Genomic DNA, 22,181 nt, shown 5'->3' on the forward strand with positions numbered 1-22,181 from the left:
TAGCTGGCTTTGTCGTTTCATAGTGAGACTAGATACTCATCTCACCGCGCAAGACTTGCTGCATTTTCACTTTCACTTGCTCGTACGAGAGGTCTTGGCTAAGTAGATAGTGAAGCTTGGCAAGAGCAGCTTCTGGGGTCATATCATAGCCGCTGATCACGCCCGCTTCAGCAAGGGCACATCCGGTCGCGTAGCCACCCATATTCACTTTACCTGCCAAACATTGGGTGAGGTTAACGACGATCACACCGCGCTCAGAGGCGTCTTTTAAGTGACTAAGAAGCTCAGGGTTTTGCGGCGCATTACCAACGCCAAAAGTCAGCAAGATCATCGCATTGACTGGTTGCAGTAATGTATTGCGAATGACCTCATGAGAGATACCAGGGTACATGGTGATGACACCAATTGGTTGCGGCGTAATGTCGTGTACTTTAAATTCGCCCTCTGGAACATGCCCAACCTTAATGTCATTGCTGATCTGGATATTAATCCCTGCTTCGAGCAAAGGTGGTAAGTTTGGAGACGTAAAGGCATTAAAACCGTCAGCGTGAGATTTGGTACTGCGGTTGCCACGCATCAGCTTGTTGTTGAAGAACAACGTCACTTCATTAATCGGATAATTTGCTGCAATGTGGAGTGCATTCAACAAGTTCGCTTGGCCGTCAGAGCGGAGCTCTGCCAGTGGGATTTGCGAACCAGTCACAATGACCGGCTTACCAAGGTTCTCTAGCATAAAAGAGAGAGCTGAAGCGGTATAGGCCATGGTGTCAGTGCCGTGCAGAATAACGAAACCGTCATATTTGTCGTAGTTAGCACGAATGTCATCAGCGATTTGCTGCCAATCTTTTGGAGTCATATCCGAGGAATCGATCAGTGGATCGTATTCATGGATGGTGAACTCTGGCATTTCTGGGCGGTGGAATTCTGGCATGCTCGCCAGTTGTTTTTCCATAAAGCCAGCGACAGGAACGTAACCGTGATCATGCGACTTCTGCATACCAATGGTGCCGCCCGTATAAGCGATATAGATGTGTTTTCTTGCCATTGCTTAGAAACCAGTATTGTAGGGGGAACAGAGCGTGGGATTATATAGTAATCGGGGCCAATAAAAAGGGGCATTCCGCACAGGAACACCCCAAAAGTCGCGCGCTATACGCGGATGCACTGCCCAGGATTAAACGGGCAGTATCTGATTTGTTGCTTTATTGCACCATACAGTTCAAACAGAAGGCGTAATGGCCTTTCGGGTCGTTAAAGCTCTGCAGTAAATCTGCGTCTGCGTTGACTTGTTTGATCACAGGTTGCAGTGCTGGTGGCAGATAGCTGTTAATATCAATCCCGACAGAGACTTTCACTTGATTCATCAAATCTTGAATGAACTGCTGTGCAGGGCTTAATGGTTCTTCCACCCAGTAAATGTCGTAGTTTTCGACTTCTGCAAGTTCGGCAGCGAGGCTAACGGCATCATCAAAGTCGCCAATGCTATCCACCAAGCCAAACTTCATCGCATCTTGGCCAGTCCAAACTCGTCCTTGGGCAATGTTATCAAGCTGGGTAAGAGAGATATTACGGTTTTCACTGACCAACTGAGTGAAGCGTTTGTATCCGTGCTCAATACCAAGTTGGAACGCTTCTGCTGCCCCCTCCGATAAACCTGTCGTCACACCGACATCTGAGAATGGTGATGTGCCAACGCCATCGGTGTAGACGCCGAGCTCATTCAATCCTTTCTCAAAGGTGGTGATGACACTGAAAATACCAATAGAGCCCGTCAAGGTCGTTGGCTGCGCGACAATGCGGTCAGCACTCATTGAAATCCAGTATCCTCCCGATGCCGCTAAGCTCGACATTGACGCGACAACAGGTTTTCCTGCTTCTTTGAGGGCTTCAATTTCATTGCGAATCACCTCAGAGGCAAAGGCACTACCGCCCGGGCTGTCCACGCGTAGGACAACCGCTTTGACTTTATCATCATTGCGCGCTTGACGAAGCAGGGCTGCGACCGTATCGCCTCCGACCGTTCCGCGTGGCTGGCTACCGTCCATAATGGCACCACTTGCTACCACAACAGCGATGTCATTTGTACTGGTGCTAAATGATGGCGCCATGGTGGGTTGGTAGTCGTAGTAGCTAATATGGTTGTAGCTGTCTTCACCATTGCTCCCAAACACATCAATAAGTTCGGCTCGTACTTGCTGGCGGGTCGCCAATTGATCAACCAAACCAATGTTCAGCGACAGCGCAGCGAGGTCACCATCGTTTTTCTTTAGTAGCGTTAGGAATTCATCCATGCTCAGGTTTAGTGACTCAGGCTTAATTTGTCGATTCGCGGCGATATCATCAACAAACGCTCCCCAAAGTTGACTTAACCAACGAGAAGCCGACTCTTTTGCTTCTTCTGACATGTCATCGCGAACAAAAGGCTCTATGGCAGATTTGTAAGTCCCTACTCGGAATACATGCGTGTTGACGTTGAGCTTCTCGAGTAGCGTTTTGTAATAGAGTGAGTATGAGCTGTAACCCTTTAGCAGAACCGCACCATCTGGGGCGAGGTACACTTTGTCTGCGTAGCTGGCTAAGTAATATTGGCTCTGATTGTAGAATCCGCCAGCGGCATAAATCGGTTTGCCTGACGCTTTAAACTCGTTCAACGCTTTTGCAATGTAGCGAAGTTTAGTTAAGTTGGTTTCAGGCAAATCGCCAAGAGCAAGCACTAAGCCACTAATTTTAGGGTCATCTTTTGCGTAGCGGAGTGTCTCAACGATATCGAACAAGATATTTTCTTTGGGCAAGTCTTGACCGATCAAGGAGCCAGTAAACGAATCCATTGGATTGACGTAGTTCGGCTGTTCAACGATAGGGCCAGATAGGTTGAGAATAAGAGCTGACTCAGTGGGAACGGTTGGCGCTTCGCTTTGTGCGTGAAAATAGACAAAATAGATGATCGCTATTGAGGCTAAGAAAAACAGGTTGGTAAGCGCTAGACGCACAAAGGTGATGAGTTTCCAAATCCCTTTGAAGAATAGACCGATAAACTTAAATAGTTTTTTCATTTAATCTCCGCTGCATAGAAGCAGGTAAAGGCTTATAAGACCTTATAATTCCAGATAAGTTACATCCTACTGAAACTAGTATACCCAAACAACTGTAAGATTGATCGGTGTTACAAAAATGTAAACGCTTGTTTGATTTATATTACGATGATGTTTATTCTGGTCAGACCAGAATAATTAAACGAAAGTGATGTCTGCCATGTACCCAAATCTATTACAGCCGTTAGATCTAGGATTTACTCAAATCAGAAACCGAGTCTTAATGGGCTCTATGCATACTGGACTTGAAGAACACAAAGAAGGTCTAGGAAAACTCGCGGCTTTTTACGCTGAACGTGCAAAAGGCGGGGTAGGTTTAATCGTAACCGGTGGTTTTTCTCCAAACTTACGTGGACGCTTACATCCATTTAGCGCAGAGTTTAGCAAACCCAAGCACGCAAAGGCGCATCAGGTTGTTACTGAGGCTGTGCATGAACATGGCGGCAAAATTGCGTTACAACTGCTTCATGCTGGTCGATACGCCATGCATCCTTTCTCCCAAAGTGCTTCATCGATTAAGGCGCCGATCGCGAAATTCGCGCCGAGTGAAATGAGCACGCGTCAAATAAAGAAAACCATTGATGCGTTCGCAAACAGTGCCTCGCTCGCTCAGCTAGCGGGGTATGACGGTGTTGAAGTCATGGGCTCGGAAGGCTATCTCATCAACCAGTTTATCTGTAAGCGAACCAATATGCGCTACGATGAGTGGGGCGGCAGTTATGAGAATCGCATGCGCTTTCCTCTTGAGATCGTCAAGTCGATTCGCAAAGCTGTAGGCGAGAAATTTATCATTATCTTCCGCTTATCCATGCTTGATCTAGTGGAAGAGGGCAGTACCTTTGATGAAGTTGTCATGTTGGCTAAAGAGCTAGAAAAAGCAGGCGTGACGATCATCAACACAGGAATTGGCTGGCATGAGGCTCGCATTCCAACTATTGCAACCCAAGTACCTCGCGGCGCGTTTACTTGGGTTACTGAAAAAGTACGCCCGCACGTGAATGTACCTATCGTAACGTGTAACCGAATCAACACTCCGGAAGAGGCGGAAAGAATCTTGTCCAGCGGGCATGCAGACATGGTTTCTATGGCGCGTCCTTTCTTGGCAGACCCCCATTTCGTTATCAAAGCTGAGAACAATCAATCGCAACTTATCAACACCTGCATTGGGTGTAACCAAGCATGTTTGGATAATGTGTTTAAGGGCAAGCGTGCGAGCTGTTTAGTCAATCCACTGGCCTGTCGTGAAGATGAGTTGGTGGTCACGCCAACAGACAAACCGAAGAATATTGCGGTCGTGGGCGCGGGGCCTGCGGGCTTATCCTGTGCGACGACCCTTGCCAAACGTGGCCATCAAGTGGATCTGTTTGAGCGCAACGATCGCATTGGTGGTCAGTTCCGCCTTGCTATGCAGATCCCAGGCAAAGAAGAGTTTCGTGAGACCATTCGCTACTTCGCCAATCTAATTGACGAAACTGGCGTCAAACTGCACTTAGAAACGGAAGCCAACTTCGATCTGCTCAACGAGTATGATGAAGTGATTATGGCGTCTGGCGTGGAGCCGAGAAAAGTGAAGATTGATGGTATCGACAATCCTGAAAAAGTGGTCGATTACCAGACGCTTATTCGTGACAAAACTTTTGTCGGGAACAAAGTGGCGATCGTCGGCGCTGGTGGCATTGGTGTCGATGTCGCGACGATGTTAACTGAACCAACAGGTCACAACCTTGACGACTGGTTGCATGAATGGGGCATCGATAAGGAAATCGCCCATCCTGGTGGTTTGTATCCATACCCAGATTCATTGAGTGATAAAGAGGTCTGGGTCCTACAACGTCGTAAAGGCAGAGTGGGTAAAGGTCCGGGTAAGACAACGGGGTGGATTCATAAACGCACCTTAGAAAAGCGGGGAGTCAATTTATTGGGCGGCGTGAGCTACGAGAAGATTGATGACCAAGGCCTTCATATTACCGCTGACGGCGAATCCAAGTTGCTTGAAGCTGATAAGGTGATCATTTGTGCGGGCCAAGAGTCAGTAAGACCGTTTGAAGATAAATGGCATTTACTCGGCGATAAACTGCATATCATTGGTGGCGCAGATTATGCGGGCGAGTTGGATGCCGTCCGAGCGATTCGCCAAGGTGTCGAACTGGCCGTTAAGCTATAACGTCGCCTTACCGAGCAAGTACGAAAAAAGAAGACCTCCGCATGGAGGTCTTCTTTTTTCTGCATGTTTTTACAAAATGACGGTTTTGTTGCCGTAGACAAACACATGGTCATTGAGCACCTTGTTAAGCGCTTTGCTGAGCACGTTTTTCTCAACGTCTCGGCCTGCTTGCGCCATGTCTTGGGCGCTGAAGTTATGATCCACAGGAATTACGTCCTGCTTGATGATTGGCCCTTCATCAAGGTCATTGGTTACGAAGTGGGCAGTGGCACCAATGATTTTTACACCACGCTCATACGCCTGTTGGTAAGGTTTAGCACCAATAAACGCAGGTAGGAAACTGTGGTGAATATTGATGATTTTGTGATGATATTTTTCGACGAATGAAGGCGTTAACACACGCATGTACTTAGCTAACACTAAGTAGTCCGCTTGGTATTGGTCGATCACTTCCAGCATTTTTTGCTCGTGCTCTTCGCGATTCAAACCTTCATGAGACACATGGTGGTAAGGAATATCAAACTTTTCCGTTAGGCTTTGTAGCGTGTCGTAGTTACCGACAACCGCAGCGATGTCCACATCCAAACTGCCATCGTAATTTTTCATCAAGATGTCGCCGATGCAGTGAGCTTCTTTCGTAACCAGAATCACAATGCGTTTGCGGTTCGAGCCAATTAATTTGCGCTTTGCACCTTGGGGCAGTGCCTGATCAAGGTCAGCAAGGAAAGTTTCATCATTGAAGTAACCCTCAAGCTCGGTACGCATGAAGAAGTGGCCGCTAGTATTATCAACAAACTCATTATTATGAATGATATTCAGTTGATGCTTGTAACAGATGTTAGTGATCTTGGAGATCAGTCCAGGCGCATCTGTGCAGTGTGTCAGTAGTGTTTTCTTTTCCATTTAGTTGGTACTTCCGTGAATTATTTTTTTTTATTTCTGAAATTTATACAGGGCTTCGAACGGTGAAGTAACCCGCATTATAAAAGCTACAATTAAACTAATATCAAGATGGTTTCAACAAATAATCTGACTAAATCGTTTGGCTAACCAGCCATGAGAGTTTTTCAAGAGGAGTTCGTGCCTGTATTGGTTCAAAAGTTAAGGTTTGTGTTGAATGGCTATCCCTCTATTGAGTGTCTTAAGGTGGTATTTATGGATAAAGAACTTCTAGCCCGTAAGCTGTATTCTGAGAGAGTGAGTTCGCTCATTGGTGATAAAGATTTAGATGAAGCTCTGCTTGATCAAATGTGGGAAAACAAAGCATCGCCAGCGGAAGCGGCAAAAGCGATGACAGAAGAGCATAACGAGTTTAATGGCCCTGCATGGTTATCGCGTTACCTTAACCGTCGTTAATCGATCTCAATCCTAATTCTATGCGCGCGAATCCAATCGGATTCGCGCGTTGCTTTGAAAACTGCCATAATCCTTCTCCCGACGATTTGCTCCTACAGATAATTGATGATCGCAAAAACCTTTTCTTCAGACGGTGCGCTTGGCAAAGCCATACCTGGTTTTCAACCTCGTCAGGCACAGCTTGATATGGCAGAAGCTGTACAAAATGCCATTAAAACCGACGGCCAGTTAGTGGTTGAGGCGGGCACAGGAACGGGGAAAACGTTCGCCTACCTTGTTCCGGCACTAATGAGCGGTAAAAAAGTCATCATCAGTACAGGTTCAAAAAACCTTCAAGAGCAGCTTTATCATCGCGATCTACCCTTGATGGTCAGTGCGCTCGGCTTTTACGGTCAAGTGGCTTTGCTGAAAGGGCGATCAAACTACCTCTGCTTGGATCGCCTCAGTCGGCAAATGGTGGAAAGCCACAGCAACACCGCCGATCCAACCTTGCTCAGTCAGCTTGTTAAAGTCCGCTCTTGGGTGAGTGAAACCAATACAGGCGATCTCGGTGACTGTGATGCCATTGCGGAAGATAGCCCGATAATCCCTTCGATAACATCGACCAATGACAACTGTTTGGGCAAAGAGTGCCCGAGCTACCAAGACTGCTTTGTTCTTAAAGCGCGTAAAAAGGCAATGGATGCAGACGTGGTGGTGGTGAATCACCATTTGTTCCTTGCTGATTTAGCGATAAAAGAGACAGGCTTTGGCGAGCTCATTCCCGAAGCCGATGTGTTTGTGTTTGACGAAGCGCATCAATTGCCTGATATCGCCAGCCAATATTTTGGTCAGTCGTTATCCAGTCGCCAAATTCAAGAGCTGTGTAAAGATATTGAAATTGGCTATCGAACCGAAGCAAAAGATATGCGCCAGTTGCAAAAAGCGGGCGAAAAGCTTCTGCAAACGGCGATGGATCTGCGGATTATTCTCGGCGAGCCTGGTTTTCGCGGTAACTGGCGAGAGGCGATTCAATCACCAAATATTGCCAGAGAAATGGAGCGCCTGCGTGAAGCGCTAGATTTTGTGTTAGAGGTGCTAAAACTTGCCTTAGGGCGAAGCCAGTTGCTTGATAGTGCATTTGAACGAGCCAATACCTTACAAGCTCGTCTGACGCGTGTGTGTGAAGTTTCCATTACGGGGTACTCTTACTGGTTTGATACCACGCCTAGGCACTTTAGTTTGCATATCACGCCACTGTCGGTCGCGGATAAATTTCATGAGCAGATTGAACTTAAGCAAGGGGCGTGGATATTTACTTCCGCGACTCTGGCCGTTAATGATAATTTCGGCCATTTCACCTCACGTTTGGGGCTTAAACCGGAAAAGCAGTTCTCTTTGCCAAGTCCCTTTGACTATCAAAGCCAAGCGAAACTCTGTGTGCCGCGTTATTTACCTGAACCCAATAGCCCTGGTCTTGCGGACAAATTAGTGCGCATGCTTAGTCCTGTGATAGAAAAAAACCAAGGACGTTGTTTCTTCTTGTGTACCTCTCACAGCATGATGAGAGAGCTGGGTGAACGCTTTAGAGAGCAGCTTAGCGTGCCTGTCTTGATGCAAGGGGAAACCAGTAAACAGAAAACACTGGCAGAGTTTATGGAGCTAGGTAACGCCTTGCTCGTTGCTACCGGCGCTTTTTGGGAAGGAATTGATGTTAGAGGCGACACGCTCAGCTGTGTTATTATCGACAAATTACCATTTACAGCGCCTGATGACCCATTGCTCAAAGCGCGTATTGAAGATTGCCAACTGAAAGGGGGCGATCCTTTTGCTCAGGTACAAATACCTGACGCAGTTATTACGTTGAAGCAGGGTGTCGGGCGACTAATACGAGACAAGAAAGACAAAGGGGCGCTGATCATTTGTGACAACCGTTTGGTCACAAGAGACTATGGTAGCGTGTTCTTATCAAGCTTACCGCCTATCCCAAGAACTCGGGATTTATCATTGGTCGAGCAATTTCTTGAACAGATTTCAGAAACAACCAACGAATAGTTAGAGATTTCAATGAGCGCAAAAATTCTTGCCCTAGATACGGCTACAGAGAACTGCTCTGTAGCGCTTTTAGTTGATGACAAGGTGTATGTTAGAAGCGAAGTTGCACCACGAGACCACACTAAAAAAATTCTACCCATGGTGGATGAAGTCTTGAAAGAAGCGGGTGTGGCGTTGGCCGAACTTGATGCTCTGGCGTATGGTCGTGGCCCAGGTAGCTTTACAGGTGTTCGCATTGGCATCGGTATTGCACAAGGTTTAGCGTTTGGTGCGGATTTACCGATGATTGGTGTATCGACACTGGAAGCGATGGCTCAAGGCAGCTACCGTAAACATGGTGCAGAGCACGTAGCGTGCGCCATAGATGCGCGTATGAGCGAAGTGTACTGGGGACGATTTGCCCGTCAAGAAGATGGCACTTGGTCGCCAGTTGATGCCGAATGCGTCGTTCCGCCGAGCGTGCTAGCCGAGAATAGTACAGCCGATGAACAGCTTTGGCGCACGGCAGGTACGGGCTGGGCGGCTTATCAAAATGATCTAGAAGGGATCCAGTTTAAAACTGAGGAAGGGGATGTGTTATTCCCAGACGCTGAAGATATCGTCTATCTTGCTCAGTTTGAGTTAGCGAAGGGCAATACGGTTGAAGCGGAAGCGGCAAGTCCAACGTACTTGCGTGACACGGTAGCATGGAAGAAGTTGCCAGGGCGCGAATAACCGCGGTTAAACGGCGATAGGCGGATAGTATGGTATCAATAAATGGTTTACCTCCTTCATTGCCAGGTCCTAATAAGGCCAACAAGGCAAACAAGAAGAACGAGGTAAATAAAGCGCAGCAAAAAGAGCCTGTCGGCCAACCATCTAAGGTGGCGAACGCTGTTGCTCAAACTATCCGTCATGTCTCCGAATCTGAAGTACACAAAGCGCAAATCCAATATGATCTTCCCGAAGGACGAAGTCGTAAGGCCATGGAAGAGTATATGAATGTCATGCACCAAGCTAAACGCGATGAACTATCACAAATGCTTGGTGTCGATATTTACATCTAGCTTCAAAGGTCCACAACGTATGACAATTTTCTCCCGCAGCCTTTTTGTCACGATCTCTCTATTTCTGCTAAGTGCGTGCAGTACCTTGCCTGAAAACTTGAAATCTGAAGACCCTCAACTTGTTAGTGATTATACAGTTTGGCAATCCAAGCCCACTGCGAGTGGAAATGTCCGTTTAGGTGGCGTCATCGCCAAAGTGACCAATCTGCAAAGCAAAACACGTGTCGAAGTGGTTAACTTGCCGATAAGTTCAAACGGAAAGCCAGATATCAGCCAAGAGCCGCAAGGACGTTTTGTTGGTTATATTGACGGCTACGCCGAGCCAGCGTCTCTTGCTCAGGGGCGTTTGATCACTCTGTTAGGTCAAAGTATTGGGGCCGAACAAGGCGCAGTAGGTGACTATGAGTACGCCTTTCCCGTGATGAAAGTGCAAGGCTTTCATTTATGGCGAATCGAAGAGCGGGTTAGGATTCAGGAAGTAGACAGTTATCTATACCCATGTCGTGGTCTTTATTGTCGAGAGATGCGTCATAGCAGCCGACAAGGAACGGTGATTCAGGAAGTGAAATGACACCAATAGAACAAAGGTACGCCATTCAAGATATCGACATTGCGACCCTTGAGTATGGTAACAGCAAAACGGCCGACATATCGGTCGTTTTTTTACATGGGTGGCTGGATAATGCCGCCAGTTTTTCCACGGTTATGGCAGAGCTTCATCACCTTGAACCGCAATTGCATCTTTGCGCAATCGATTTACCAGGTCACGGTCTTTCTGGGCATAAAAAAGGGTCGAACTTCTACCCATTTCACGACTATTTAGACGATATTTACCAATTTTTGGTTAACTTGTCGCCAAACAGAGTGGTGTTGGTGGGGCATTCTCTTGGTGCTTTGATTGCAAGTTGTTATAGTGCCGCCTTCCCAGAGCAGGTTAGTGGTTTGGTTCAAATAGAAGGGTATGGTCCCTTGGCTGAAACTGAAGAGAATACGCTTAGCAGGATCAAAGAGGGTATTACGAGTCGCCAACGGATCAGAAAAAAGCCGGTAAGAGCGATGGCATCGCTGCAAAACGCGATAGAAAGACGCGCGAAAGTGAATGACATTGAGGCAAGCCTGATTGCGCCTGTCGTAAAGCGAGGCATTGAGCAGCATGGCGAGCATTGGATTTGGCGCCACGATGTTAAGTTGCAAAGCCAGTCGCTCTATCGAATGTCGCTTAAGCATGCGCAGTTCATTCGCCAACACATCTCTTGTCCGCAGCGTGTTGTTTTGGGCAATCGAGGCTTTTCACATTTGCCTATTTTTCAGCAAGAGGCCTCTGATATGACTCAGTTTGAGGTCATTGAGGGCGGTCATCATTGCCACTTAGAACAACCTTTTAGAGTATCTAACCTAATTTTTGGCTTAGTTAACAAAATTTAAACAAGTGTTTGAGTGTTTCGTGCTCACACGCTTCGCCTGTGCTGTAATAGCGGATGATAAAAACAAGACAATTTCATCGGCTTCAGCCAGCTTATTTCGAGGAGTATTACCGTGGATAAACCTTGGCTATCACGTTATCCAAGCGATGTGCCAGAGCACATTAACCCAGACCAATATCCATCTTTGGTTGAGATGTTTGAGCAGTCAGTACAGAAGTACGCTGACCAACCAGCATTTACAAATATGGGGTCGGTAATGACCTTCCGTAAACTGGAAGAACGCAGCCGCGCCTTTGCCGCATATCTGCAAAACGATTTGAAATTGCAAAAAGGCGACCGAGTTGCCCTAATGATGCCAAACCTACTGCAATACCCAGTGGCGTTATTTGGTGTTTTACGCGCAGGTTTGATAGCCGTTAACGTAAACCCACTGTATACCCCTCGAGAGCTAGAGCATCAACTTAACGACTCAGGTGCAACGGCGATTGTTATCGTGTCCAACTTCGCCAATACGCTGGAACAAATTGTTGATAATACGCAGGTAAAACACGTAGTACTCACGAGTTTGGGTCAGATGTTACCGCGAGCAAAAGGAACCATCGTCGACTTCGTGGTGAAATACGTTAAAGGCATGGTGCCAAAATATGATCTGCCGGGTGCCATCTCGATGCGTAAAGCACTGCATAAAGGGCGCCGTCTTCAGTACGTGAAACCCTTTATGTCAGGTGATGACATTGCCTTTCTCCAATACACAGGCGGAACAACCGGCGTAGCGAAGGGCGCAATTTTGACCCATCGCAATATGATTGCCAACGTCATGCAAGCGAAAGGCGCCTATGGTCCAGTATTGTCTGAAGGGCGCGAGTTGGTGGTCACCGCTTTGCCGCTGTATCACGTCTTTGCTTTGACGGTAAACTGTTTGCTGTTTATTGAAATGGGTGGGCAAAACCTACTCATCACTAACCCACGTGACATTCCTGGTTTTGTCAAAGAACTCCAGAAATACCCATTTACTGCGGTTACGGGAGTTAATACCTTGTTCAACGCCTTAGTCAACAACGAAGACTTCCATGAGCTTAACTTTATTAACTTAAAGCTGGCTGTTGGTGGTGGTATGGCCGTTCAGCGAGCAGTAGCCGACCAGTGGAAGAAGACCACAGGTGTGCACCTGCTTGAAGGTTACGGATTAACAGAGTGTTCGCCTCTGGTCACGGGCAACCCATACGACTTGACTGACTACACGGGTGCGATTGGTTTGCCTGTCCCATCCACTGAAGTACGAATTGTCGATGATGAAGGCAACCCACTGCCAAATACAGAAGTGGGCGAGCTTCAAGTACGTGGTCCCCAGGTTATGCAAGGTTACTGGCAACGTCCTGAAGCGACCAAAGAAGTCATTAATGCGGAAGGTTGGTTATCAACAGGCGATATCGTCAAGTTTGATGAAGAAGGCTTGATCCACATTGTTGACCGTAAGAAAGATATGATTCTGGTATCGGGCTTCAATGTGTATCCAAATGAGATTGAAGATGTCGTAGCGCTTCATGGCAAAGTGCTTGAAGTTGCGGCGATTGGTCAACCTCATGAAGTGTCTGGTGAGATTGTTAAGATCTACGTTGTTAAGCGCGATCCTAGCCTTACTAAAGATGAAGTGATTGCTCACTGTCGTCAACATTTGACAGGCTACAAAGTACCTAAGTTGGTAGAGTTCAAAGAAGATCTACCAAAAACCAATGTGGGTAAGATTTTGCGCCGTGTTTTACGTGAAGAAAACGATGCCAACTTAGCGAAAGCTGAACAAAGCTAATCAAGCAGAGCTATGTGATTGATGATAGAATGCCGACATTACCCTGTCGGCATTTTTTATGCATTTTAATACCAATCTAAATAAGCACTTTCCAAGCGATAAACGATAAGGTGGATGCTTATCTAGATTGGTATCAACCCCAAAGTGAGAGATTAGTGAATTACCAAATTGTTACCGATAACGCTCTGCTAGAACAAGTTTGTCAAAAAGCGCGAGAAGTGGATGTGGTTATGCTAGACACTGAGTTTGTCCGTACGCGAACCTTCTATCCACAGTTAGGATTGATTCAGTTGTTTGACGGCGAGCTGCTATCCCTCATTGATCCAACTGAACTTGATGAGATGACGCCATTTGTTGAACTGCTGCAAGATACTTCTGTACTGAAAGTGCTTCATGCCTGTGGTGAGGATCTCGAAGTCTTTCAAAACAGTTTCGGCTGCTTGCCATATCCTATGGTTGACACACAAGTCATGGCTGCATTTTTGGGGCACGGTCTATCGACAGGGTTTGCTTCGTTAGTTGAACATTATTTGCAGGTTGAACTCGATAAAAGTGAGTCGCGAACAGATTGGTTAGCTCGCCCGTTAACCGACAAGCAGCTAGATTATGCCGCAGCAGATGTGTTCTACCTGTTGCCACTGTATGAAAAGTTATTGAATGCAGTAACAGAAGCTGGCTGGTGGGAAGCCGCTCAACAAGAGAGCGACCTTTTGGCCGCTAAGCGCATTAAAAATACCGATCCTGAGATGGCTTATCTCGATGTCAAGGGGGCTTGGCAGCTAAAACCACGTGAGTTAGCAATACTAAAACCACTGGCGACATGGCGTTATAAAGAAGCAGTCCGTCGTGACTTAGCATTGAATTTTATCTTCAAAGAGAATGACTTGTTGAACGTGGCGAGATTGGGCTTACAAAATCGCCAGCGAATGGAACAAGAGGGGATGGACTCACGTTCAGTCCAGCGCCATGCTACGCGCATCATCTCTATTGTAAAATTGGCTCGCGGCATCTCTCCGGAAGAGTACCCAGAGAAAATCGAGCGTCTTATGGACATGCCAGGCTACAAGCAAAAATTCAAACTTCTGAAAGATGAAGTGAAGCATGCCTCCCAGGCTTCTGGTTTAGCGACCGAATTTATTGCATCAAAGAAGCAGCTCAATCAAGTCATTAGTTGGGTGTGGAAGAAGGACAGAGACCCCGCAAAACTTCCCGATGTGATGCAGGGATGGCGTTTACAGTTAGTTGGGGAGAAACTCAATAAACTGCTGTAGCTTCCGTTAGTTAATGCAGAAATAAAAAGGGCTTCCAAATGGAAGCCCTTTTTTACAATTGTTCGAGTTAGCCTGCAAGTACGTCGGTTGCGACTTTATAGCTAGGATCTTCTTTGACATTGATTTCCACTAGGCTACCTGCTTTGTCGAGTAGTTTACGGCAATCTGGGCTCAAGTGGCGAAGGTGTAACGTTTTGCCCTGTGCAGCGTAACGCTCGGCTAGGGTTTCAATCGCTTCGATCGCTGAGTGGTCGGTGACACGCGAGTCGGCAAAGTCAACAATAACGTCTACAGGGTCTTTGTGAGCATCAAAGATCTCAAGGAAGTTTGCAACAGAACCAAAGAATACAGGACCGTGAATCTTATACTCTTTTGAACCCTCTTCGTTGATACATGTGTCAGCGTAGATGTGTTTTGCATGTTGCCAAGCAAACATTAGTGCAGATGCGATAACACCAACGAAAACAGCGACTGCTAAATCAGTCAGAACGGTTACAACCGTTACCAGGACGATAACGAAGAAATCTTGTTTTGGTACTCGGCGAGCAAGTTTGAAGGTTGCCCATTCAAATGTACCGATAACCACCATGAACATCACGCCCACTAGTGCAGCCAGAGGAATCATTTCAATGAGAGATGAAGCAAACAAAATGAACATCAACAGTGCAACGGCAGCAACAATACCTGAAAGTCGACCACGACCACCGGAGTTTACGTTGATCATTGACTGACCAATCATCGCACAACCACCCATAGCACCAAAGACTGAACAGGTCATGTTAGCCATACCTTGACCGATACACTCACGGTTAGATTGACCACGCGTGTTAGTCATTTCGTCGAGAACAGTAAGCGTCAGTAGAGATTCAATCAAGCCAATCGCAGCCAAGATAATGGCGTACGGAAGGATGATTTGCAGCGTTTCAAATGTAAATGGAACAGCTGGAATTGAGAAAGTCGGTAGCGAGCCCGCAAGTGTCGCGGCTTCATCGCCTGACATCGTGCGTAGGAAATCGACAACGGTGCGTGTTTCAAGATCCAAACCCACAACCAATGCCGTGACGGTGACAATCGCCACAAGTGACGAAGGAACGGCAGTAGTAAACTTAGGCAAGAAGTGAATAATCGCCATGGTGAGTGCAACCAGACCTAGCATCAGCATCATTTGGTCAGACGGTAGCCATGTCAACGCACCCGTAAGATCCGGCGCTTTAAATTGGCCAAGCTGCGCAAGGAAGATAACAATCGCTAAACCATTCACGAAACCAATCATTACAGGGTGAGGAACAATACGGATGAACTTACCAAGCTTAAATAGACCAGCAGCAACTTGGAGAATACCTGCGAGTAAGATAGCGGCAAACAAGTATTGAACACCGTGGGTTGCGACCAATGAAACCATAACAACGGCCATTGCACCTGTTGCACCAGAGATCATACCTGGGCGACCACCAAAGATTGAGGTGATTAAACCAACGATGAAGGCAGCGTATAAGCCAACCATAGGGTCAACGCCTGCGACGAATGCAAATGCAACCGCTTCAGGAACCAGTGCTAACGCAACCGTTAGACCAGAGAGCACGTCGTTTTTGACGGAGTGCTTAGAAAATTGTGGAAATTCAAACATGCTTACTCAGTTTTGCTAAGTGTGTAGAAGGAGTCTGAATTAAGCTTTAGTGAGCACCAAGTAAAATGCAATGTAAAAGAGCAGAGTGTTTAAAGCTATTGCTCAGCGTAAACGCCGCTAGTTAGATATAGCGATATGAGCAGAATTCAGTTCGAGTCGGCGAATGCTACCGAAAAGTGTGATTAAGTTCAAGAATGAACCCTATATTGACTAATATTTGTGATTAATAACAGATACGTAGTCGTGATGAATTTTACACATAAAAAAACAGCTCCTAGTATAGGAGCTGTTTCGTTTGAGTACTTGTTCGAGTACTAAATTAGTAGCTTTGCGGCTTAGCCATCGCTGCACCCGCTTGGTTGCGAGCAACTTGGCTTCCGGCACCTTTCGACTGGTAACGTTCAGTGCGTAGAGGCGCTGCGTTAACAGTGATCTCTTTTAGCTCTGATGTTCCTGGTGCTTTTGCCATTGGCGCAGAAGCGTGACCTTTGAATGCTGGAACGACGATTTCAGTATCTTCCTTAGCAGCCTGATGCTCTTCAACCTCTGCATCTTGCTCTTTAACTGGAGCTTCAGCTTGTTCAGAGTTCACAGTTGCTACCGCTTCAGCAATCACTTCGACGGTTTCTTCAACCTGTTCTGGAGCAATATTCACCGCTTCGTTCTCAACAGGCGTTTCAACGACAGGTACTTCAACCGCTGGCGCCTCAACTCTTGGTTGTTCTACGATTGGCGCAACTTCTACTTCAACTACAGGTTGCTCACGACGCACGATCACTTTACCCATCGCCATTTCAGGGCAAGCAAAACCGCCAAGTGCCACTTGAGTGTCCGCCGTAGCGTGTTGTTTCTTCGGTTTGCGTGTCGGCTTAGTGATGCCATAGCTTGGCATAACTTTACCCATTGCCATTTCTGGAGACGCAACCCCACCTTTACGTAGACGGAATGGGTTAGGGCGACGATCGCGACCGCGACGACGACGTTGACCACTCGCACGTAGGTGACGCGGAGAACGACGGTTGCGACGTTGCTTCGGCTGTTGCTCTTCTTCCGAAGCCACTGCTTCTATCGCTTGCTCGACAGTTTCGGCGACTGATTCCGCCTGTACCTGTTTCACGTCTTCGACTGCTTCTGCTTGCGCTTTCTGCTGGTCTTTAACGCGAACTTGCTTATTCAGCTTACGACGTTGACGACGCTCTTTAACTTTAGCCGTTTTTTCTTCTGCACGGTTTGGCTTTTCAGCTTGCTGTGCTTCAGATGCGAGTTTTAGACCTTCTTCAGCAACTTTGTTGTTTGTCTTCACTTCGTCACGCTTGTTACGGCGATCTTGCTTAGGCTTACGGTTCTGTTGCTTGCGGTCGTTAGTCTGTTTGTTATCGCTTGTCGCTTCATCACGTGATTGAGGCTTACGCTTGTTATCACGTTTATCTTCGCGATTATCTTTACGGTTTTCGTTACGGTTGTCGCGAGAATTACGGCGACGGTTATCGTTACGATTTCGACGGTTGCGATTGTTGCGCTGGCCGTCTTTCTTATCCGATTTTGCCTGCTTCTCTTCAACCTTTTCCTCTTCAGCACCTGAGCCAAATAGGAAACTACCTAGCGCTTTGAAGAAGCGGCTTACTAAACCAGGTTTCGATTCTTCAGCAACAGCAGGTTTGCTTTCTTTTGCTTTAGGCGTTGGTTTAGGCGGTGTTGGCGCAGATTGAGCCGGAGATGCGAAGCCTTTAAGAACCGGTTCTTCCAGTTTCTTTGGTTTCGCGTCTACTTCTGACACTTCACGACCTTCAGCTTCTTTCATTGCTTCCAGTTTCTTAGGAAGTAGGTAAGACAGCAGATCGAACTCTTCACCTTCACGAACACGGATTACGTCGAAGTGAGGCGTTTCCATCTCTGAGTTTGGAACAACCGTGATCTTAACTTGTTGTGTACGTTCGATGTGGTTCACTGAACGACGCTTTTCATTGAGAAGGTAAGAAGCGATTGGTACAGGCACTACAGCCAAAACTTGCGCAGTATTGTCTTTCAATGCCTCTTCTTCGATTAAACGAAGAACAGAAAGCGCTAATGATTCGTTGTCACGAACCACACCAGTACCTGTACAGCGAGGACAGATATGGTGACTTGCTTCCGCAAGAGAAGGGCTTAGGCGTTGGCGCGACATTTCAAGCAAGCCAAAGCGAGAAATACGGCCAATTTGTACGCGTGCACGATCCATACGAACGGCATCACGCAGACGGTTTTCAACTTCACGTTGGTGGCGAACTGGCGTCATATCGATAAAGTCGATAACAACTAGACCACCTAAGTCACGAAGACGTAGCTGACGAGCAATTTCATCGGCTGCTTCAAGGTTTGTGTTTAAAGCTGTTTCTTCGATATCACCACCCTTTGTTGCGCGAGCGGAGTTGATATCAATAGAAGTCAGTGCTTCTGTTGGGTCGATAACGATTGAACCACCAGAAGGCAGGCGAACTTCACGTTGGAACGCAGATTCGATTTGGCTTTCGATTTGGTAGTGGCTAAAGAGTGGTACCTCACCGTCGTATTTCTTAACACGGTTCACGAAGTCTGGGCGAACAAGGCGGATGTGCTCAAGTGCGCGCTCGTAAATTGTGTTGCTATCGATAAGGATTTCACCGATATCACGACGTAGGTAGTCTCGGATAGCACGAACAATGACGTTACTTTCTTGGTGAATCAAGAAAGGCGCTGCATTTGAGTCTGATGCTTGCTTGATCGCACCCCAATGGTTAAGGAGTACATTCAAATCCCACTCTAGCTCTTCCGCACTCTTGCCTACGCCAGCAGTACGTACGATTAGACCCATGCCTTGAGGCAATTCTAGAGTACTTAATGCAGCTTTCAGCTGTGTGCGCTCATCACCTTCGATACGACGAGAAATACCGCCAGCTCGAGGGTTGTTAGGCATAAGAACAAGGTAGCTACCCGCAAGAGAAATAAACGTTGTAAGTGCAGCGCCTTTGCTGCCACGTTCTTCTTTTTCGACTTGTACGATCACTTCTTGGCCTTCGGTTAGCACTTCTTTAATGCTAGGACGGCCTTGATATGTGTATCCTTCAGGGAAGTATTCGCGGGCAATTTCTTTAAGAGGGAGGAAACCGTGTCTTTCTGCACCGTAGTCAACGAAGGCAGCTTCTAGACTTGGTTCGATGCGGGTGATACGTCCTTTGTAGATATTCGCTTTTTTCGATTCATGACCTGGACTTTCGATATCTAGATCGAAAAGTCGCTGGCCATCAACCAAAGCGACACGCAACTCTTCTTTTTGAGTTGCGTTGATTAACATTCTTTTCATTGATAAATCTCGTTGTCATTTTTTTGTTTTTCTTGTTGCCTTTTTTCTCTTTCACGGTGCCTGATCCCATGGCTTATTTCGTTGCAGCCTCCCGGCTGGAGGGATGCTCTGGGGCACTTCAGCCTCACAAGCTATTTGATCGCTTGTGAGCCGCATAGTTGGCGGTAAATACTCAACGTGAATGAGTTATGAGTAGGGCATCAAGATTTGCTAGTTTCGAAAATGTCTTACGCCGTGTGCGGCATTTTGGTAAATTAGCGAGCTACTCATTTAACTTGCTTTAAAATGATTGGGTTTGATTAAAATGCAACCGAATCCTTTATTGCAGGTGTGAACTATAGCAGTACCCAATAAACTCAGCAATCTGCTTTATAATAAAACGCTAAAAAAGCTGTTTTTATTTTTCATAAGTATCTGTTTTGGAAGCGCTAACAGCCAGTTTTTTGAAAATTGTAATTAAATTGGTGGAATTTTATTCGGAGTAGAATTTGAACCCATTCTTATCGAGTGAAATTCCAGTTTGTTGCGAAGAAAATGTGAAATCACGCAACTTTGAGTGATAGAATAACCGCATGAGCGAAATAAGAACAAAAGTCCAGTTTGTCGATATTGACGACGACATGGCAGGTCAGCGTATTGATAATTTCTTACGCAACCAATTGAAAAGTATCCCTAAAAGCATGGTTTATCGAATCTTGCGTAAGGGAGAAGTGCGTGTAAACAAAAAACGCGTCAAAGCAGAATATAAGCTTCAAGCTGGGGATTTAGTCCGCATTCCACCGGTAACGATGGAAGAAAAAACCGACGAAGTTGCCCCGAGCACCAAGCTAAACAAGGTTGCAGAACTAGAGCATATGATTATTTATGAAGACGATCATATGCTCATATTGAATAAACCATCGGGAACGGCGGTGCATGGCGGCAGTGGGCTTAAGTTTGGTGCCATTGAAGCTCTGCGCGCGTTGCGCCCTCAAGCGCGTTTTCTTGAACTCGTGCATCGTATTGACCGTGATACATCAGGTATTTTGTTGGTGGCTAAAAAGCGTTCTGCACTGCGCCATTTGCAAGCGCAGTTCAGAGAGAAAACGGTGAAGAAGTTTTACTTTGCTTTGGTCATGGGGCAATGGAAGAGCAGCTGTAAGGTTGTTAACGCGCCTCTGTTAAAAAATGAAGTAAACAGCATTGTCCGCGTTAACCCAAATGGCAAAGTGTCGGAAACTCGATTTAAAATCATCGAGAAGTTTGCGGACGCAACGCTTGTTCAAGCGAGTCCAATTACGGGTCGCACACACCAAATCCGAGTGCATACTCAATACACGGGTCACCCGATTGCTTGGGATGATCGCTATGGTGACAGACGTTTCGATGCCTACACGGGTAAGGTGGGGTTGGATCGTTTGTTCCTGCACGCGGCTAATATCAAGTTCCAACATCCGTCCAACGATGAATGGATGGAAATCAACGCACCTATGGAAGCGAAGCTTGAGCGAGTGTTGGCAGGATTGCGAAAACTTTAGACAAAGCAATTAGCTTTATTCATCAAGGGCTGACGCAAGGCGTCAGCCCTTTTCTTTCCCCTAGAGTATGCTTATCCCTTGCTTTTCTAGCATATCGATCAGGTTTATAAGAGGTAAACCGACTAAGGTGTTGGGATCTTTGCCCTCAAGTCTTTCAAAAAGCGCAATACCTAAGCCCTCACTTTTAAAGCTGCCAGCGCAGTTAAAAGGTTCTTCTTTATCAACATAGCTTTCTATTTGGTGTTGAGAGAGGGAGCGAAAATGGACGGTAAACGTATCAACCAGAGCCTGCGTTTCACCCGAAACACTGTTATAAACGGCAAGCCCAGTAAAAAACTGTATAGACTTCCCGCTTTGTTGAGTTAATTGCTCGATAGCCTTTTCACGAGTATGAGGTTTACCGATAATTTTTCCATCGATAACGCAGACTTGATCGCTACCAATAACCAAGCTTGCTTGTGATGTTTGACAGGAGTTCGCTTTGCCGATGGCTAAGCGTTTGACGAGCTCAAAAGGTGTTTCGTTATCTAACGGCGTTTCATCGAAATCAGGGCTAGCTGTAATAAATGGAACTGCAAGTTTATTGAGCAGTTGGGCGCGATACGGTGAGGTAGAGGCTAAAACTAGTTGGTAATTTGGCATTTTAATTTACAATCTAACAGCGGGTTAGTGTGAGCTTAATCGATATTATGGTTGTGATACTAGCTCTCTCGCTGGAAAGGAAAAAAAGTCCACTTTTTTGCCCTTTTTCTTTGACTATAAACGATTTGGAAGATAGAATTCGCGCCCTATGCAAAAGGTAAAAATACCGCGTACGATTGATCCAATGCGCGCTGCCCAGAAGCGACTAGATGTTGAAGGTATTATTCAAATTAGTCTCTTTAAGCGCTTAGTGGAGTCGGTCGAAGGCGTTAAACGCGACGCCGAAGTGTCACTGTCATTTGACTTAGATGAGCAGCGACTCGTTGTTATCTCTGGTAAAGCTAACATCGTAGTCGACTTAGAGTGTCAGCGCTGTAATGAGGTTTTCGCACATGAGTGCGATGTCCAATTCACCTATACACCGTATCGCGGTGAAAGGACTGAAGAGGAAGCACCGGAAGAGTACGATTTGGTAGATCTGAACGAGTACGGTGAATTAGACCTAATACAGTTAGTTGAAGACGAGTTCATTCTAAACTTGCCTCAAATTGCAATGCACGACGAAGCGGACTGTAGCGTTGATTCAGATAATATGGTGTTTGGCGAAATTCCAGAAGAAATTGTGGAAGAGAAAAAACCGAATCCATTTGACGTTTTAAAAAGCTTAAAGAAGTAATTCTTTAATACTTACATAGGAGTAGGGTCAATGGCCGTACAAAAGAGCAAGAAATCACGTTCAATGCGTGGTATGCGTCGTTCACACGATGCCCTAACTACAGCTGCACTTTCTGTAGACGCAACTTCAGGTGAAACTCACCTACGCCACAACGTAACTGCTGAAGGTTACTACCGTGGTAAAAAGGTTATCAACAAGTAAGGTTG

At 46.4% G+C, this 22,181-nt stretch carries 18 protein-coding genes; 12 read left to right on the forward strand and 6 right to left on the reverse strand.

Translation table 11 applies throughout. The features are described 5' to 3' along the window. Positions 1 to 28: 28 nt before the first annotated feature. On the reverse strand, positions 29 to 1,045 hold the full coding sequence (ansA, locus tag RJ47_RS08100) for an asparaginase (protein WP_005474872.1): 1,017 nt from the start codon (positions 1,043 to 1,045) through the stop codon (positions 29 to 31). Positions 1,046 to 1,202: 157 nt separating this feature from the next. Then, positions 1,203 to 3,053, reverse strand: a complete 1,851-nt coding sequence (sppA, locus tag RJ47_RS08105; protein WP_039483045.1) for a signal peptide peptidase SppA — start codon at positions 3,051 to 3,053, stop codon at positions 1,203 to 1,205. A 190-nt stretch (positions 3,054 to 3,243) separates the two neighbouring features. On the opposite strand from sppA, the gene RJ47_RS08110 reads away from it, so the two are divergent. After that, complete coding sequence (locus tag RJ47_RS08110; RefSeq protein WP_081980400.1) at positions 3,244 to 5,256, forward strand: NADPH-dependent 2,4-dienoyl-CoA reductase; 2,013 nt, start codon at positions 3,244 to 3,246, stop codon at positions 5,254 to 5,256. A gap of 69 nt (positions 5,257 to 5,325) precedes the next feature. Here RJ47_RS08110 and purU read toward each other — a convergent pair whose 3' ends face one another. Further along, on the reverse strand, positions 5,326 to 6,159 hold the full coding sequence (gene purU, locus RJ47_RS08115) for a formyltetrahydrofolate deformylase (protein WP_005474869.1): 834 nt from the start codon (positions 6,157 to 6,159) through the stop codon (positions 5,326 to 5,328). Between the two features lie 252 nt (positions 6,160 to 6,411). Between purU and RJ47_RS08120 the strand changes: the two genes are divergently transcribed. The 8 genes from RJ47_RS08120 (at position 6,412) to rnd (ending at position 14,194) form a co-directional block, all read left to right on the forward strand. Beyond that, positions 6,412 to 6,612 (forward strand): hypothetical protein, encoded by a 201-nt coding sequence (locus tag RJ47_RS08120; protein ID WP_005474901.1) that lies wholly within the window; start codon positions 6,412 to 6,414, stop codon positions 6,610 to 6,612. Between the two features lie 105 nt (positions 6,613 to 6,717). Next, positions 6,718 to 8,646, forward strand: a complete 1,929-nt coding sequence (locus RJ47_RS08125) for an ATP-dependent DNA helicase (protein WP_039483047.1) — start codon at positions 6,718 to 6,720, stop codon at positions 8,644 to 8,646. A 12-nt stretch (positions 8,647 to 8,658) separates the two neighbouring features. Further along, a complete protein-coding gene (tsaB, locus tag RJ47_RS08130; RefSeq protein ID WP_039483050.1) occupies positions 8,659 to 9,360 on the forward strand; it encodes a tRNA (adenosine(37)-N6)-threonylcarbamoyltransferase complex dimerization subunit type 1 TsaB in 702 nt (233 codons plus the stop codon). Positions 9,361 to 9,389: 29 nt separating this feature from the next. Next, positions 9,390 to 9,692, forward strand: a complete 303-nt coding sequence (locus tag RJ47_RS08135) for a hypothetical protein (RefSeq protein ID WP_039483053.1) — start codon at positions 9,390 to 9,392, stop codon at positions 9,690 to 9,692. A 19-nt stretch (positions 9,693 to 9,711) separates the two neighbouring features. Then, the gene (locus RJ47_RS08140; protein WP_039483055.1) at positions 9,712 to 10,263 is read left to right on the forward strand and encodes a Slp family lipoprotein; all 552 of its coding nucleotides are present in this window, start codon (positions 9,712 to 9,714) and stop codon (positions 10,261 to 10,263) included. Then, positions 10,260 to 11,117 carry an alpha/beta fold hydrolase gene (locus tag RJ47_RS08145; protein ID WP_039483058.1) on the forward strand — a complete coding sequence of 286 codons (858 nt, stop codon included), beginning with the start codon at positions 10,260 to 10,262 and terminating at the stop codon, positions 11,115 to 11,117. The genes RJ47_RS08140 and RJ47_RS08145 overlap by 4 nt, the downstream gene beginning before the upstream one ends. 111 nt (positions 11,118 to 11,228) lie before the next feature. Beyond that, the gene (gene fadD, locus RJ47_RS08150) at positions 11,229 to 12,923 is read left to right on the forward strand and encodes a long-chain-fatty-acid--CoA ligase FadD (RefSeq protein WP_039483062.1); all 1,695 of its coding nucleotides are present in this window, start codon (positions 11,229 to 11,231) and stop codon (positions 12,921 to 12,923) included. 155 nt (positions 12,924 to 13,078) lie between these two features. Next, on the forward strand, positions 13,079 to 14,194 hold the full coding sequence (rnd, locus tag RJ47_RS08155; protein WP_039483065.1) for a ribonuclease D: 1,116 nt from the start codon (positions 13,079 to 13,081) through the stop codon (positions 14,192 to 14,194). A 67-nt stretch (positions 14,195 to 14,261) separates the two neighbouring features. Here rnd and RJ47_RS08160 read toward each other — a convergent pair whose 3' ends face one another. Beyond that, positions 14,262 to 15,821 (reverse strand): SulP family inorganic anion transporter, encoded by a 1,560-nt coding sequence (locus RJ47_RS08160; protein ID WP_038191504.1) that lies wholly within the window; start codon positions 15,819 to 15,821, stop codon positions 14,262 to 14,264. Between the two features lie 319 nt (positions 15,822 to 16,140). After that, a complete protein-coding gene (gene rne / locus RJ47_RS08165; RefSeq protein WP_039483068.1) occupies positions 16,141 to 19,140 on the reverse strand; it encodes a ribonuclease E in 3,000 nt (999 codons plus the stop codon). Positions 19,141 to 19,712: 572 nt separating this feature from the next. On the opposite strand from rne, the gene rluC reads away from it, so the two are divergent. Beyond that, entirely contained in the window at positions 19,713 to 20,657 is a 945-nt protein-coding gene (gene rluC, locus RJ47_RS08170; protein WP_039483071.1) for a 23S rRNA pseudouridine(955/2504/2580) synthase RluC, read from the forward strand. Positions 20,658 to 20,717: 60 nt separating this feature from the next. Here the strand turns inward: rluC and RJ47_RS08175 are convergent, their stop codons facing one another. Continuing rightward, positions 20,718 to 21,299 (reverse strand): Maf family protein, encoded by a 582-nt coding sequence (locus RJ47_RS08175; protein WP_039483074.1) that lies wholly within the window; start codon positions 21,297 to 21,299, stop codon positions 20,718 to 20,720. A gap of 148 nt (positions 21,300 to 21,447) precedes the next feature. Between RJ47_RS08175 and yceD the strand changes: the two genes are divergently transcribed. Together yceD and rpmF are read left to right on the forward strand one after the other, a co-directional pair. Continuing rightward, complete coding sequence (yceD, locus tag RJ47_RS08180) at positions 21,448 to 21,975, forward strand: 23S rRNA accumulation protein YceD (RefSeq protein WP_038134092.1); 528 nt, start codon at positions 21,448 to 21,450, stop codon at positions 21,973 to 21,975. Between the two features lie 30 nt (positions 21,976 to 22,005). Beyond that, complete coding sequence (gene rpmF, locus RJ47_RS08185) at positions 22,006 to 22,176, forward strand: 50S ribosomal protein L32 (protein ID WP_004414666.1); 171 nt, start codon at positions 22,006 to 22,008, stop codon at positions 22,174 to 22,176. Positions 22,177 to 22,181 lie beyond the last annotated feature (5 nt).

It is taken from the genome of Vibrio sinaloensis, from assembly GCF_000808535.1.
Classification (GTDB): Bacteria; Pseudomonadota; Gammaproteobacteria; order Enterobacterales; family Vibrionaceae; genus Vibrio; species Vibrio sinaloensis_D.

Excerpts from the sequence above, each read along its gene's own strand:
- ansA (WP_005474872.1), bottom strand. The coding sequence starts at position 1,045 with ATGGCAAGAAAACACATCTATATCGCTTATACGGGCGGCACCATTGGT.
- sppA (WP_039483045.1), bottom strand. The coding sequence starts at position 3,053 with ATGAAAAAACTATTTAAGTTTATCGGTCTATTCTTCAAAGGGATTTGG.
- RJ47_RS08110 (WP_081980400.1), top strand. The coding sequence starts at position 3,244 with ATGTCTGCCATGTACCCAAATCTATTACAGCCGTTAGATCTAGGATTT.
- purU (WP_005474869.1), bottom strand. The coding sequence starts at position 6,159 with ATGGAAAAGAAAACACTACTGACACACTGCACAGATGCGCCTGGACTG.
- RJ47_RS08120 (WP_005474901.1), top strand. The coding sequence starts at position 6,412 with ATGGATAAAGAACTTCTAGCCCGTAAGCTGTATTCTGAGAGAGTGAGT.
- RJ47_RS08125 (WP_039483047.1), top strand. The coding sequence starts at position 6,718 with ATGATCGCAAAAACCTTTTCTTCAGACGGTGCGCTTGGCAAAGCCATA.
- tsaB (WP_039483050.1), top strand. The coding sequence starts at position 8,659 with ATGAGCGCAAAAATTCTTGCCCTAGATACGGCTACAGAGAACTGCTCT.
- RJ47_RS08135 (WP_039483053.1), top strand. The coding sequence starts at position 9,390 with ATGGTATCAATAAATGGTTTACCTCCTTCATTGCCAGGTCCTAATAAG.
- RJ47_RS08140 (WP_039483055.1), top strand. The coding sequence starts at position 9,712 with ATGACAATTTTCTCCCGCAGCCTTTTTGTCACGATCTCTCTATTTCTG.
- RJ47_RS08145 (WP_039483058.1), top strand. The coding sequence starts at position 10,260 with ATGACACCAATAGAACAAAGGTACGCCATTCAAGATATCGACATTGCG.
- RJ47_RS08160 (WP_038191504.1), bottom strand. The coding sequence starts at position 15,821 with ATGTTTGAATTTCCACAATTTTCTAAGCACTCCGTCAAAAACGACGTG.
- rne (WP_039483068.1), bottom strand. The coding sequence starts at position 19,140 with ATGAAAAGAATGTTAATCAACGCAACTCAAAAAGAAGAGTTGCGTGTC.
- rluC (WP_039483071.1), top strand. The coding sequence starts at position 19,713 with ATGAGCGAAATAAGAACAAAAGTCCAGTTTGTCGATATTGACGACGAC.
- RJ47_RS08175 (WP_039483074.1), bottom strand. The coding sequence starts at position 21,299 with ATGCCAAATTACCAACTAGTTTTAGCCTCTACCTCACCGTATCGCGCC.
- yceD (WP_038134092.1), top strand. The coding sequence starts at position 21,448 with ATGCAAAAGGTAAAAATACCGCGTACGATTGATCCAATGCGCGCTGCC.
- rpmF (WP_004414666.1), top strand. The coding sequence starts at position 22,006 with ATGGCCGTACAAAAGAGCAAGAAATCACGTTCAATGCGTGGTATGCGT.